We start from the raw sequence: 15052 nt of genomic DNA on the forward strand, positions 1-15052 counted from the left end.
GCGGACTTTCACACGCCGGAATGTGAATGAGCGCGCCGCGACACCGTCACGACGCGTCCGGCTCTGACGAAGCGTCGCAGGCTCACATCGTGCCCGGGTACGCGCCACCGTCCAGCAGGATGTTCTGGCCGGTCAGATAGCCCGCCTTTGCGCTGCAGATGAATGCGCAGAATGCGCCGAATTCCTCCGCCGTACCGAAGCGTCCTGCGGGAATGGTCAGGCGCTTGGCCTCCAGCGCATCGTCGTAGCGTTTGCCTTGCGCTTTCGCGGCAGCATCCGTCGATTGACGCAACCGGTCCGTTTCGAACAGCCCCGGCAGCATGTTATTGATCGTCACGTTGCGTTCGGCAATGCGCTTCTGTCTCGCGATGCCGGCAATGAAGCCCGTGAGCCCCGAGCGCGCGCCGTTCGACAAACCGAGAACGTCGATGGGTGCTTTCACTGCGCCCGACGTGATGTTCACGATCCGTCCAAAGCCCTGCTCCGCCATCCCGTCGACGGTCGCCTTGATCAGCTCGATAGCCGTCAGCATGTTCGCGTCCAATGCCGCGATCCAGTCGTCGCGCGACCACGAACGGAAGTCGCCCGGGGGCGGCCCGCCCGCATTGTTCACGAGGATATCGAAGCGCGGCGCGGCGGCCAGCGCCTGCGCACGCCCGTCGTGTGTGGTGATATCGCCCGCAACGGGAATCACCTGCACGCCGGGATTGATTTGCCGCAACTCCTGCGCGGTCGCTTCCAGCGCTTCGCGGCCGCGAGCCGTAATCACCACGTTCGCGCCTTCACGCACGAGCGCCTGCGCACATCCTTTGCCGAGGCCTTTGCTCGCTGCGCAAACAAGCGCCCAGCGGCCTTGAATATCCAGATCCATTCTTGTGCTCTCCAATCAGATCATTTCGGGAATAGCGTGTTCGAACGACTCACGCGCATGCGTTGTCGCCGGCCGGTTCGAAGCGCGCTGAAAAAGCGTGTGAGGGCCAATTTCACTCACTTCGCGCACGCCGCAGAGCGCCATGCTCACGTCCAGTTCGCTGTGCAGTATCTGCAGCATCCGCTCGACGCCCGCCTCGCCCATTGCGCCCAGCGCATACATGAACGCGCGGCCCACCATCGTGCCTTTTGCGCCTGATGCAAGCGCCTTCATGACGTCCTGGCCGCTGCGAATGCCGCCGTCCATCCAGACTTCCACTGCGTCGCCTGTAGCGTCGACGATGGCGGGCAACGCATCGACGGTGGAGGGCGCGCCATCCAGCTGGCGCCCGCCGTGATTGCTCACGACGATTGCGTCCGCACCGACGGAGGCCGCAATGCGCGCATCCTCCGCGTTCAGAATGCCTTTCAGGATCAGCTTGCCGCCCCACAAACGCTTGATCTCGGCGATGTCGTCCCAACTGAGCGTCGGGTCGAATTGCGAAGCGACCCATTTGCTGATCGCAATCACATCGTTACCGCCTTTGATATGCCCGGCGAGGTTGCCGAAGGTCTTCGCACCGGACAGGGCGCGCAGCATCCAACCCGGCTTCGACGCAAAGTCGAGAATGTTGCTCATCGTCAGGCGCGGCGGAACGGTCATACCGTTCTTGATGTCCTTGTGCCGTTGACCATTGATCTGCAAGTCCAGTGTGACGACCAGCGCCGAGCATCCCGCCAGCTTCGCGCGCTCGATGAGCGACGCGTTGAAGCCACGGTCGCGCATCACGTAAAGCTGGAACCAGAATGGCGCGGTCGTGTTGCGCGCGACCTCTTCGATCGAACAGATGCTGACCGTGGACAGCGTGAACGGCACACCAAAGCGCTCCGCCGCGCGCGCACCAAGCACTTCGCCGTTGGCCCATTGCATGCCGGCGAGACCGGTCGGCGCAATCGCGACTGGCATCGCGACCGGCTGGCCGATCATCGTGCTGGCGGTACTGCGGCGCTCGACATTGACCGCAACGCGCTGCTGCAACTTCAGGTGCTGGAATGCAGCGGTGTTGTCACGGTACGTGGACTCCGAATACGAACCGCTGTCGACATAATCGTAGAACGCCTTGGGCACGCGCCTTTTTGCAAGCAGGCGCAAATCTTCAACGCAGGTGATGTGCGGCATGTGAATTCCGGATACTGGCAATGAACGAAATCGGCCCGAACGCACGCATCATTCGGCGTGGTGAGCCGAAGCGAGCGTCGCGGAGGGAAGACCCTGCGAGCTTTCCTCGACCACGATGGGACGACGCACCATCAAAAGATAAGCAAACGCGGAGAACAGCGCGACAACGGCGCTGACAATCAGGGCATTCACGAAAGAATGCGTGCGATCCACCACGACGCCCGTGATGACGGGCGCAGCCGACCCCGCGAGAAAGCCGCCAAAGTTCTGAATGCCGCCCAGCGACGCGACAACATGCCTCGGCGCCGCGATGCTGACGAGCGACCAGGCGCCGCCGGAAGCCAGGTTGATGAAGAACATGGCGAGCGAGATGTAGACGATCGCGAGCCAGGCGGAAGGCGTCAACGCAGCCGGAACCGTAAACACGGCAGCACCAACCAGCCCGACAATAATCGGCCACTTGCGGCTGGTGATCGGCGCCATGCCCCGACGATAAAGCTTGTCGGCGATATAGCCGCTGCCCAGCATACCGATCGTCCCCACGAAGTACGGAATCGACACGACCCAGCCAGTGCGCGCAACGCTCATGCCGCGCTCGTGTTCGAGGTACGCAGGCAGCCAGGTCAGATACAGCCACACCATGTAGATCACGCCCATGAATCCGAACAGCATGCCCCACGTCGTGCGCTGGCTGAACAGATTGCGCCACTGCACGCCGCTGAGCGGCTTCGCATTTGCCTGTCCGGCGCTGTCCTGATCCAGGTATGCGTCTTCTTCGCGCGTCAGCTGGACGTCGTTACGATTGCGGTACGCGACATACCAGCCAAGCGCAACCAGCACGCCCAGCACGCCCGTCGCGATGAACATGTTGCGCCAGCCCAGGGCCAGCATCAGGCCCGTCAATATGGGTGGCGCGAGCGCCGGCCCGATCGTGCTCGATGCCACGAAGATGCCCGTCGGCGTGCCGCGATCGCGCACGGCGAACCACTCGCCGATCACTTTCGCGCCAGCGGGAAATTGCGGCGCTTCACCGATACCCAGACACACGCGCGCCACGAAGAATTGCTGGATGTTGCCGACGAAGCCCGCGCACAATTGCGCGATCGACCACGCCAGCATGCCTGCGCCGAGCATCAGGCGCGCACCGAGCCTGTCGAGCAAGACGCCGACGGGCAACTGGCAAAACGCGTAGGCGAGCGAAAACGCCGAAAGCAGCAGACCCATTTGCGATGCCGTCAGTCCCATCTCGCCGCGAATCATGCTGTTCGCCACCGACAGCGCACTTCGATCGAGGTAGTTGATGCAACCGGCTAGCGTGAGGAAAAGGATTGATATGCGTTGAATCCGCCGAAGCTTTTTGCTTGCCTGCATGGACATGTCTCCGTTAGTTTTGCTGGTTGCCGTCTGTGCGGCATATCCGTTACTGAAATCCGCCACGCGCGAGGTCATGCGTTGCCATCAAGCCCTCGTGCAGGGTTCTTGACGCGTTACAGCGACGCCTCCAGCATCGCGTGGTAGTCGTCCTCGGATGCCACGCGCGGGTTCGTCTTGTGGCTGTGGTCCTTGAGCGCGCCCTTGATGATCTGCGGGAACATCTCGCGAGTGACGCCCAGTTCCGCGAGGCCCGTCGGCAAGCCGAGACGTTTCGTCATCGCGCGCAACGCGTAGGCGACTTCCGAGCCACTGCCCACGCCCATCGCTTTCGCCATCCGCTCCAGCTTGTTCTCGTCGCGCACCGAAGCCGACTCCTTGTTGAACTCGATGACGGCGGGCAGGAAGATCGCGTTCAGCGTGCCGTGATGCAGGCGCGGGTTGATGCCGCCAAGCGAATGGCTCAGGCTGTGCACGCAGCCCAGACCTTTCTGGAAAGCCAGTGCCCCTTGCATCGACGCGCTCATCATGTTCATGCGCGCAACCCGGTCGTCGGGGTGACGCGTCGCGCGTTCGATGTGCTGCCATCCTCGCCACAAGCCGTCGAGGGCAATGCCGTCCGCAGGTGGATTGAACGCGGGCGCCATGAAGGTTTCGAGGCAATGCGCAATGGCGTCCATGCCCGTGGCGGCCGTCAATACAGGCGGCAAACCCAGTGTCAGTTCGGGATCGCAGATCGCCACCTTCGGCACCACATAAGGCGAAATCACCCCGACCTTGCGCCCGTCGTCAAGAATGAGGATCGCGCCACGGCCCACTTCGCTGCCCGTGCCCGCTGTCGTCGGCACGGCGATGACGGGTGCCGTCTTCGCCGTGATGCGCGCGGCACCGCCTTCGATCACGGCAAAGCTTTGCAGCGGACCATCATGCGTCGCACAGACGGCGACACCCTTTGCAAGATCGATCGACGAACCGCCGCCAACCGCGACAATGCCGTCGCATGCGCCCTGCCGGTACGCTGCGACCGCCTCGCGCACGGCAGCCTCATTGGGATTGGGCGGCGTCCCGTCGAACACGGTAACGGGCGTATCGGCCAGCGCATCGAGAACGATATCGACGATGCCCGCCGCTGCGACGCCTTTGTCCGTCACGACGAGAGGACGACGAATACCGATGCGTTCGCATTCCTCTTTCAGCAAGCGAACAGCGCCAGACTCGAACTGAATCTGCGTGATGTAGTTGATCAGAGACATGGAAATGAGCTTCAGTTATAGTTGAAACGGTTGCGAGGAACGAATCGGTACTGCGGGACGCCGGTTTGCCTATCCGCATTTACCCTGTTTTCGCCTGAATTAACAGTTCTGTTGAGGCTCAGTATAGGTAGCCAGGCGACATGGCGAAATTGAGAACATTTGATACTGATATAACTTTTCCTCAACCCAGATGACGCCATCACTGAACTCCATCGTTTCGCGGCTGCATCTCAAGCAATTGCGGCTGCTGATTGCGCTAGGCGATCACGGCTCGCTGCTGCAAGCGGCCAAACAGGTGGCGCTGACGCAGCCGGGCGCGAGCAAGGCGCTGCAGGAAATCGAAACCACCTTTGGCACGGCATTGTTCAATCGCACGAACCGGGGGCTCGAACCGAACGAGGTCGGTCACTGCGTGATCCGGTACGCAAGGCTCATTCACACGGATCTCGCTCATCTGCGCGAGGAGATCGTCGGCATCCTGAGGGGGCATGGAGGCCGTGTCGCGGTCGGCGTGATCATGGGCGCCGTGCCGTTATTGACCGACGCGATCTCCGCGCTCGTCGAGCGGCATCCGGAAATGTCCGTGGAGATCGTCGAAGACACGAGCGCTACGCTGTTGAGCCAGATCGATGCGGGCAGACTCGATCTCGCCATCTGCCGCACCACGATCAGTCAGACGCCGCAGTTGTACGAAAGCGTTCAGTTGCAGGACGAGACGCTGGCCGTGATTGCGAATATCCATCATCCCGTTGGCCGCGCGAAGAAAGTCACGTTGAAGGAACTCGCCGAATATCGGTGGGTGGTGTATCGCGCGAACATGCCGATGCGGCTGCTACTGGAACGCGAGTTCCGCGACGCTGAAATTCGCTTTCCGCTTCACCTGCTGGAAACGACTTCGATTTTCGCCACGCTGACGCTGCTGCAGAACAATCCTTCGCTTGTCGCGCTGGTCTCGATCGATGTCGCGCAGTTCTTCTCGCGTCACGGCATGACGCGCAGTCTTCCACTCAAGCTCGCTTCGCGCAGCGAACCCTATGAACTGGTGACACGAAAAGGCGCGCCCCTCTCGCCCGGCGCGCGCCTGCTCATGGATCAGCTAATGATTTCCAGAAGCACGACGGCGGCCGGATGACACGGCCATCTGCATGCGGCAACCGCGCACGCTTGCCGCTCCTCACCTTTCTGACTCGCGCTTCGTCGCCTCGCACAATGGTTTTTATACCAAGGTATGGTTGTCGCGTGCTTTCCGCACGGATTACCCTGAGTATCGAAAGCCAATTGATAACTCACAAGGGTGCCGCGTATTCGCCCGTGAGGTGACTCAGGGGGATCACGTGACTCCTGGCGCGCTCGTTTCCATAGTCGAAGACGACGAATCGGTCCGCAAGGCCACCGAAAATCTCATACGGTCGCTGGGATGGTCGGTGCTGTCTTTCGAATCCGCCGCCGCCTATCTTTCGTCCGGCGCCGTGTCCCGAACGGGGTGCCTGATTTCAGATGTGACCATGTCGGAGATGACGGGCATCGAGATGCACGCGCATCTGATCTCGCAGGGATGCGCGCCGCCTACCCTGTTCATTACTGGCTTTCCGAACGCACGAGACGAAGCCCTGGTGCTGGCCAACGGCGCCCTCGCCTATCTGGAGAAGCCGGTTGAATCGCAAGTCATATTGAACTGGGTCCAGAAATTGATCGGCACACCTTGAGCCGCGTGTGCAATGCGTCGCCCGGTAGTCACAAGCATCGATTTGCGAAAACGCACGGCGCAGCTTCATGGCGACATGATCGCGAAGTCAGCATCACGCAACATCACCGTGGAACCAGGTTCGCAGCGAGACAACATGGATTACATGGATCTCACCGGATACGAGCTGGAGTGGCTGCGCGACGATGAAGATTTCTCGTTGTACCGTGCCAGGCAACCGGGCAATCCTGTCTCGGTGCTCACGCTGGTCGCCGCGCGCCCTGCCTTTCGCAGCATTACGCGCCTCGAACATGAATATGAACTGGCGGCGCTGCTCGATTCCCGCTGGGCCGCTCAACCGCTCGCGCTCGGCCGCCACAATGCGCTGCCCACGCTGGTGCTCGACGATAACGGCTACGAGCCCCTCGATCGCGCACTGGGAAGGCCGCTCGAAATGACGCGCTTTCTGCGTCTCGCCCTCAATCTCGCGAGCGCAGTCGGCCAGGTTCACCGGCGCGGCCTCATTCACAAAGACATCAAACCTGCCAATGTGCTCGTCGACATTCACGACAACGTGCGGCTGACGGGGTTCGGCATCGCGTCGCAGTTACCACAGGAACGTCAACCGCCCGCGCCGCCGGAAATCATCGCGGGTACGTTTGCCTATATGGCGCCCGAGCAGACGGGCCGGATGAACCGGTCGATCGACGCGCGCAGCGATCTCTATTCGCTTGGCGTCACGCTGTACGAGATGCTCACCGGGACGCTGCCATTCACGGCATCGGACCCGATGGAATGGATCCATTGTCATATCGCACGACGCCCGCCGCCGCCGGGTGAGCGGGTCGGCGGCATCCCTCGGCCCGTTGGGAGCATCGTGCTGAAGCTGCTGTCGAAAACGGCCGAGAATCGCTACCAGACGGCCGCAGGTGTCGAAGCCGACCTCAGGGCGTGCCTCGATGCGTGGCAGGCGAACCACCGGATCGAACCGTTTTCGCCCGGTGCGCACGACGCGTCCGATCGGCTCCTGATCCCCGAAAAACTCTACGGGCGCGAAGACCAGATTACGGCGCTCGTCGAAGCCTTCGATCGCGTCGTAGCGAGCGGCACGACGGAAGTCGTGCTCGTCTCGGGGTATGCGGGCATCGGCAAGTCGTCCGTCGTCAACGAGTTGCACAAGGTGCTGGTACCGCCGCGCGGTCTGTTCGCGGCCGGCAAGGTGGATCAGTACAAGCGCGACATACCCTATATGACGTTGGCGCAAGCCTTTCAGTCGCTCGTGCGCGAACTGCTCGGCAAGAGCGACGAAGAGGTCGGCCAGTGGCGGCGTGAGTTGATGGACGCGCTGGGCACGAATGGCGAGCTGATGGTCAACCTCATTCCCGAGCTGGCGCTCATCATCGGCGAGCAGCCAGCCGTGCCCGCGCTTCTGCCGCGCGATGCGCAAAGCCGCTTTCAGCTCGTGTTCCGACGCTTCCTCGGCGTGTTCGCCAGGCGGGAGCATCCTCTCGCATTGTTCGTCGACGACTTGCAGTGGCTGGACATCGCGACGCTCGAATTGATCGAGCACCTCGTGACGCATCCCGAGGTGCAGCATCTGTTGCTGGTCGGAGCGTATCGCGACAACGAAGTCGGTCCCACGCATCCGCTCACACGAATGCTAGGGCTGATCCGCAACGCCGGCGGGCGTATCGAAGAAACGGTGCTCGCACCGCTCATGCCTGAGAACATCGGTGAGCTGGTTGCCGATTCGCTGCACTGCGACCGCGCGACGGCTCAACCGCTTGCGCAACTCGTGCATCAGAAGACGGGCGGCAATCCCTTCTTTGCGATTCAGTTTCTGACAGCGCTGACGGACGAGAAGCTGCTCGCCTTCGACGGCAGTACAGCCAGCTGGACCTGGGACCTGCCGCGCATTCGCGCCAAAGGCTTTACCGAGAACGTCGCCGATCTGATGGCCGCGAAACTCGGCCGTCAGTCCGGGACGACGCAGGACGCGATGCGGCAATTGGCCTGTCTCGGCAATGTCGCCGGGATCGCGACGCTCACGCTGGTTCAGGGCGAGCCTGAGGAGACAATCCACGCGCAATTGTGGGACGCCGTGCGGGCGGGACTCGTGTTCCGCGTGGATAGCGCCTATAAGTTCGCCCATGACCGCGTGCACGAGGCTGCCTACGCACTGATCCCCGAAGGCGAGCGCGCCGCCGCACACCTGAGGATCGGCCGCCTGCTCGCTTCACGCACGCCAGCCGATCAGGTCGAGGAAACCATCTTCGACATCGTGAACCACCTCAATCGCGGTATCCCGCTCATCACGATGGACGACGAGCGACAGCGGGTGGTCGAACTGAACGTGACGGCGGGCAAGCGCGCCAAGCATTCAACCGCCTATTCCGCCGCTCGCAACCACTTTGCGCAAGCGGCTGCGCTGCTGTCACCGGAAGCATGGCAGCTTCGTTACCAGCCGACCTTCGATCTCTATCTCGAACTCTCCGAGTGCGAATATCTGATGGGGAACTTCGCCGACGCGGACGCGCTGTTCGACATGATCCTGCAGCGCGCACATTGCAAACTCGATCGGGCCAAGGTGTACAGCCTGCGCATCAAGCTGTATCAGGTAGCGAGCAAGTACTACGAGGGCTTCGCCGTCGCGCTCGGCGCGCTGCGCGACTTCGGCCTCACGCTTCCAGAGTCCGATGAAGAAGTGCAGATCGCTGTCGAGACCGAGCTGCGCGCCGTGCCCGTCAATCTGGCGGGCCGCGCCATCATCGAGTTGATCGATGCACCGATGGCCGCCGATCCCACGATGCAGGCCATCATCAACCTGCTCGTCGACGCCGTGCCGTGCGCGTATATCGGCCGTCCCGTGTTCTATCCGCTCGTCACGCTGATGGCCGTCAATCTGTCGATGCGCCACGGCAACACCGATCAATCGAGTTTTGCGTACGGCGTCTACTCGCTGATGCTGGTCTCCGTCGTGAAGGATATCGAATCCGCGTTCCAGTTCTCCGAACTCTCGCTGCGGCTGAACGACAAACTCGATAACCCGCGTCTGCGCGGAACGCTGCTTCATTTGCACGGCGATCACGTCAACTTCTGGCGCCATCACTTCGCGACGGGCATGCCGATTCTCGAACGCGCCTTCGTTGCGTGCCTCGAAGTGGGCGACTTCGTCTATGGCGGCTTTCTCGCCTTCGAAACGGTCTGGCAGATCATCGAGAAAGGCGACGTCCTCGACGAGGTGCAGGCGCTATCGGCGAAATACGCGGCGTTCGCACGACAGAGCCACAACGACGCGGTGTACGAAACGATACGGCTCGAACAACAGTTCGTCGCCAGTCTGCAGGGCCGCTCGAAGCATCTGCTCGAACTCGGCGACAGCACGTTCGACGAAGCGGCCAGTTTCGCCATCATCACGGCGGCGACATTCGGTTGCGGCATCGTCTTCTATCACATCATGAAGCAGATCCTCGCCTTCCTGAACGGCGAGTACGCGGAGGCATTCGCCTGTGCAGCGCGCGCAGAGCCCGTGCTGCCTGCCGCCATGAGCATGCCGATCGAGGCGACCTGCCATTTCATCCACGCGCTCACGCTGACGGCGCTCTATCCGACGGCATCCGCTGTCGAACAGCAGGAATACAGGCAAATCCTCGAATCGAAATTCAGCAAGTTCGAGCTATGGACCAGCAACTGCCCCGAGAACTTTCGCAACCGCCAGGCGCTGGTGCTGGCAGAGGTCGCGCGTATCGACGGCCGCCACGCCGACGCGATGTACCTCTACGAGGAAGCCATCCGGTCCAGCCGCGAGCACGGTTTCATCCACAATCAGGCTCTCGCCAACGAACTCGCGGCGCGGTTCTATGCGGAGCGCGGCTTCGAGACCATCGCCGACACCTACCTGCGAAACGCGCGGTCCTGCTATGCAAGCTGGGGCGCCGATGGCAAGGTCCGGCAACTGGACCAGACCTACGCGCAGTTGCGCCAGGACGTCTCGTCGCGCTCCGAGAGCACCATCGCAACTTCCGTCGAGCAACTGGATCTCGCCACGGTCGTCAAGGTGTCGCAGGCGATGTTCAGTGAGATCGGCCTGAGCGAACTGATTCACGCGCTGATGGTGCTCGCGCTCGAGCACGCCGGCGCGGACCGGGGCGTGCTGGTTCTGCCGCAAGGCGACGACCTGTGGATCGAGGCTGAAGCCACGACGCTGCGCGACAAGGTCGAGGTTCGCATTCCGCACACGCGTGTCGCGCCCGCGGAACTTCCCGAATCGATCCTGAGATACGTCGTCCGCACGGGGGAAAGTCTGCTGCTGGACGATGCCACGCACCAGAGTCCGTTCTCGACGGATGAGTACATCCGGCGCCGCGAATGCAGATCGATTCTCTGTCTGCCGCTGATCAAGCAGGCACAGCTGATCGGCGTGCTGTACGTGGAAAACACGATGACGCCGCATGTGTTCACGCCGGCGCGTATTGCCGTGCTGCGGCTGCTCGCGTCGCAAGCCGCGATTTCGCTGGAGAACGCGCGGCTCTATGCGGACCTTCAGCGCAGCGAGCACCGCTATCGCGACCTGTTCAGCGAAACGCCCGTTGGCCTCTGGCGGACTGAGTCGCGGGTAGTGAATGACATGCTGGCGCAAGTGCGGGCGCAAGGCGTGCAGGATATTTCGGCGTATATCCATGAGCACCCCGAATGGCTCGCACGCGTGTCCGATTCACTGATCCTCGAAGACGCGAACAAACATGCCGTGCAAATGTTCGGCGCACGCGACCGCAGCGAGTTGCTTGGGCCGATGACGTGGGTATGGCGAGAGAATCCGTCGACATTCCATCATGCGCTGGAAAGCAGGTTCAACGGCGAAGAGTTGTTTCAGGAAACAACGAAGTTTCCAACGCTCGATGGACGCGTCATCGATGTGCTCTTTACGGTTGCACGGCCCCAGCGTGATGACGATCCAGGCATCACCGTGGTCAGTCTGGTCGATCTGACCGAGCGGATTCGCGCGCAGGAAATGCTTCAGCGCGTGCAGGCGGACTTTGCGCACGCCGCGCGGATCTCGATGCTCGGCGAGCTGACCGCGTCGATCGCGCACGAGTTGAAACAGCCGCTCGCTTCCATCGTAATGAACGGTCAGGCGAGTCTCGGCTGGCTCAACCGGCCGGAGCCCAATCTGGAAGAAGCGCGCGCCACGAGCACGCGCATCATCGCCGATGCGCGGCATGCGATCGACATCATTGGCCGCATTCGTGGCATGGCGGTGCGTCGCGCGCCCGAGCGCACGCTGGTGTCGCTCGACGAACTCATCGACGAGGCGCTGGTGTTCTTGCGCTATGAAGCGCACTCGCGGCGTGTCACCGTGACACGCCAGTTCGCAGCCGGACCGCCACAGGTTCTCGCTGACCGCATCCAGTTGCAGCAAGTCATCGTCAATCTCACCGTCAACGCGATGCAGGCCATGGAGCAGGCGCACAGCGAGCGGCGTGAAATCACGATCCGCGTGGCCACGCAAGACGCGGCCACATTGCACTGCGCGATCGAAGACAGCGGACCCGGCATCATCCCCGCCTATCTCAGGAGCCTGTTCGAGAGCTTCTTTACGACCAAGGAGAACGGGATGGGGATGGGCCTGCCCATCTGCCGGTCCATCATCGAGGCCCACGGCGGACGCATATCGGCGGACAACGCGTCCATCCATGGCGGCGCGCGTTTTCACTTTACGCTTCCGGCGGCTAGCGGACCTGACTAGCGGACCCGGCTAACGACGCGCTCGCGCGATAGCGGCCTTTATCACCGCAACGACCCGGCGCCGCAAAAAAAATGGCGCCGCCGGGCTCAGCCCGCGACGCCATTCCGTGGCGCTACGACGAGAACATCACGCCGCAGCCTGCCAGCATGTTTTTACATCTGCACCGTGTCGGCGACTTCCTTGAAGTCTTCGATCTGGTCGAAGTTCATGTACTGGTAGATCGCGTCGCCGTTGGCGTTCAGCACGCCCATGTCGGCCATGTACTCTTCCTTGCTCGGGATCTTGCCCAGGCGCGAGCAGATCGCCGCCAGTTCCGCCGAGCCGAGATACACGTTCGTGTTCTTGCCCAGGCGGTTCGGGAAGTTACGCGTCGACGTCGACATGACCGTCGCGCCTTCGCGCACCTGTGCCTGATTGCCCATGCACAGCGAGCAGCCCGGCATTTCGGTACGGGCACCGGCTGTGCCGAACACGCCGTAATGGCCTTCTTCCGTCAGCTGCTTCTGGTCCATCTTGGTCGGCGGCGCCACCCACAGCTTGACGGGGATGTCGCGCTTGCCTTCCAGCAGCTTCGACGCGGCACGGAAGTGACCGATGTTGGTCATGCACGAGCCGATGAACACTTCGTCGATCTTGGCGCCTGCCACGTCCGACAGCGTCTTCACGTCGTCCGGATCATTCGGGCAGGCCACGATGGGTTCGTGGATGTCGGCCAGGTCGATCTCGATGACGGCTGCGTATTCGGCGTCGGCATCCGGTTGCAGCAGCTGCGGGTCGGCCAGCCACGCTTCCATCGCCTTGATACGGCGTTGCAGGCTGCGCGGGTCCTGGTAGCCCTGAGCGATCATCCACTTCAGCAGCGTGATGTTGCTGTTGAGGTATTCGATGATCGGTTCCTTGTTCAGGTGGACCGTGCAGCCAGCGGCCGAGCGCTCGGCGGACGCATCCGACAGTTCGAACGCCTGCTCGACCTTCAGATCGGGCAGACCTTCGATTTCGAGAATGCGGCCCGAGAAGATGTTCTTCTTGCCCTGCTTCGCAACCGTCAGCATGCCTTGCTTGATGGCGTACAGCGGGATCGCGTTGACGAGATCACGCAGCGTCACGCCCGGCTGCATCTTGCCCTTGAAGCGGACCAGCACCGATTCCGGCATGTCCAGCGGCATCGTGCCCGTGGCAGCCGCGAAGGCCACCAGGCCCGAACCGGCCGGGAAGCTGATGCCGATCGGGAAACGAGTGTGCGAGTCGCCGCCCGTGCCCACGGTGTCGGGCAGCAGCATGCGGTTCAGCCACGAGTGGATCACGCCGTCGCCCGGACGCAGCGCGATGCCGCCACGGTTGCTGATGAAGTTCGGCAGGGTCTGGTGCGTCTTGACGTCCACCGGCTTCGGATACGCAGCCGTGTGGCAGAACGACTGCATGACGAGGTCGGCCGAGAAGCCGAGGCACGCCAGGTCCTTCAGTTCGTCGCGGGTCATCGGTCCGGTGGTGTCCTGCGAGCCGACCGAGGTCATGCGCGGTTCGCAGTAGGCGCCCGGACGGACGCCCTGGCCTTCCGGCAGGCCGCAGGCGCGGCCGACCATCTTCTGCGCGAGCGAGAAGCCCTTGCCGCTGTCGGCCGGCTGTTGCGGCAGGCGGAACAGCGTCGACGGCGCCAGACCCAGCGCTTCACGTGCCTTGGCCGTCAGTCCGCGACCGATGATCAGCGGAATGCGGCCGCCGGCGCGCACTTCGTCGAACAGCACGTCGGACTTGACCTGGAACTCGGCGATCACTTCGCCGTTCTTCAGGGCCTTGCCTTCGTAGGGACGCAGTTCGACCACGTCGCCCATATCCATCTTCGACACGTCGAGTTCGATCGGCAGCGCGCCGGCGTCTTCCATCGTGTTGTAGAAGATCGGGGCGATCTTGCTGCCCAGGCACACGCCGCCGAAGCGCTTGTTCGGGATGAAGGGGATGTCTTCGCCCGTGAACCACAGCACCGAGTTGGTGGCCGACTTGCGCGACGAGCCCGTGCCGACCACGTCGCCGACGTAGGCGACCAGGTGGCCCTTTTCTTTCAGCGACTCGATGAACTTGACGGGACCGCGCTTGCCATCTTCTTCCGGCGTGATGCCGGGGCGCGCGTTCTTCAGCATCGCCAGCGCGTGCATCGGGATGTCCGGGCGGGTGGTGGCGTCCGGAGCGGGCGACAGGTCGTCGGTGTTGGTTTCGCCCGTCACCTTGAACACGGTGATGGTCAGGCTTTCCGGCACTTCCGGACGGCTCGTGAACCATTCGGCGTCGGCCCAGCTTTGCAGCACGGCGCGCGCGTTGGCATTGCCCTTGTCGGCCAGTTCCTTGACGTCGTGGAACTGGTCGAACATCAGCAGGGTTTTCTTCAGCGCGTCGGCGGCCACGGTGCCCACTTCGGCGTCGGACAGCAGTTCGATCAGCGGGGCGATGTTGTAGCCGCCCAGCATCGTGCCGAGCAGTTCGGTGGCGCGAGCGCGCGAGATCAGCGCGCAGGCGGTCTCGCCCTTGGCCACGGCAGCCAGGAAGCCTGCCTTCACGCGGGCCGCTTCGTCCACGCCCGCGGGCACGCGGTGGGTGATCAGCTCGAGCAGGGTCTGCTCTTCGCCGGCGGGCGGATTGGTCAGCAGTTCCACCAGCTCGGCGGTCTGCTGAGCCGTCAGCGGCAGGGGAGGAATGCCGAGCGCGGCGCGCGCGGCTACATGAGCACGAAAGTTTTCAAGCATGGGAGACCTGCTGGTATTGCGTTTCAGGGGAGGACTTGTCAGGCGCGTCGAAGCTGTTCCGGGCACTGCTTTGATCGCGATTTTAATTGCAATGCCTGATGAGGTCAAATGTCTTATGTCTTATATAAGAGTTGAGAGACAAAAACCCTGAAAAACCCGGCACTTGAAAGA

General features: G+C 62.5%; 8 protein-coding genes. 3 read left to right on the top strand and 5 right to left on the bottom strand.

What is annotated here, in order from left to right:
* Nucleotides 1–82 precede the first annotated feature (82 nt).
* From PPGU16_RS20185 to PPGU16_RS20200, 4 genes are all read right to left on the bottom strand, one after another.
* Nucleotides 83–871, bottom strand: a complete 789-nt coding sequence (locus PPGU16_RS20185; protein WP_180724545.1) for an SDR family oxidoreductase — start codon at nt 869–871, stop codon at nt 83–85.
* Between the two features lie 15 nt (nt 872–886).
* Nucleotides 887–2089, bottom strand: a complete 1203-nt coding sequence (locus PPGU16_RS20190; protein ID WP_180724546.1) for an alpha-hydroxy acid oxidase — start codon at nt 2087–2089, stop codon at nt 887–889.
* A 48-nt stretch (nt 2090–2137) separates the two neighbouring features.
* On the bottom strand, nt 2138–3460 hold the full coding sequence (locus PPGU16_RS20195) for an MFS transporter (RefSeq protein ID WP_180724547.1): 1323 nt from the start codon (nt 3458–3460) through the stop codon (nt 2138–2140).
* A gap of 116 nt (nt 3461–3576) precedes the next feature.
* Complete coding sequence (locus PPGU16_RS20200; protein WP_180724548.1) at nt 3577–4713, bottom strand: 4-hydroxybutyrate dehydrogenase; 1137 nt, start codon at nt 4711–4713, stop codon at nt 3577–3579.
* A gap of 190 nt (nt 4714–4903) precedes the next feature.
* On the opposite strand from PPGU16_RS20200, the gene PPGU16_RS20205 reads away from it, so the two are divergent.
* The 3 genes from PPGU16_RS20205 (at nt 4904) to PPGU16_RS20215 (ending at nt 12143) form a co-directional block, all read left to right on the top strand.
* Nucleotides 4904–5845, top strand: coding sequence for a LysR family transcriptional regulator (locus tag PPGU16_RS20205; RefSeq protein ID WP_180724549.1), 942 nt, complete (start codon nt 4904–4906; stop codon nt 5843–5845).
* A gap of 13 nt (nt 5846–5858) precedes the next feature.
* A complete protein-coding gene (locus PPGU16_RS20210; protein ID WP_180724550.1) occupies nt 5859–6419 on the top strand; it encodes a response regulator in 561 nt (186 codons plus the stop codon).
* A gap of 135 nt (nt 6420–6554) precedes the next feature.
* On the top strand, nt 6555–12143 hold the full coding sequence (locus PPGU16_RS20215) for a trifunctional serine/threonine-protein kinase/ATP-binding protein/sensor histidine kinase (protein ID WP_345961188.1): 5589 nt from the start codon (nt 6555–6557) through the stop codon (nt 12141–12143).
* Between the two features lie 152 nt (nt 12144–12295).
* Here PPGU16_RS20215 and acnB read toward each other — a convergent pair whose 3' ends face one another.
* Nucleotides 12296–14881 carry a bifunctional aconitate hydratase 2/2-methylisocitrate dehydratase gene (acnB, locus tag PPGU16_RS20220; protein ID WP_180724551.1) on the bottom strand — a complete coding sequence of 862 codons (2586 nt, stop codon included), beginning with the start codon at nt 14879–14881 and terminating at the stop codon, nt 12296–12298.
* Nucleotides 14882–15052: the final 171 nt, after the last annotated feature.

Origin of the sequence: Paraburkholderia largidicola, from assembly GCF_013426895.1 — a bacterium.
GTDB classification, from domain to species: Bacteria; Pseudomonadota; Gammaproteobacteria; order Burkholderiales; family Burkholderiaceae; genus Paraburkholderia; species Paraburkholderia largidicola.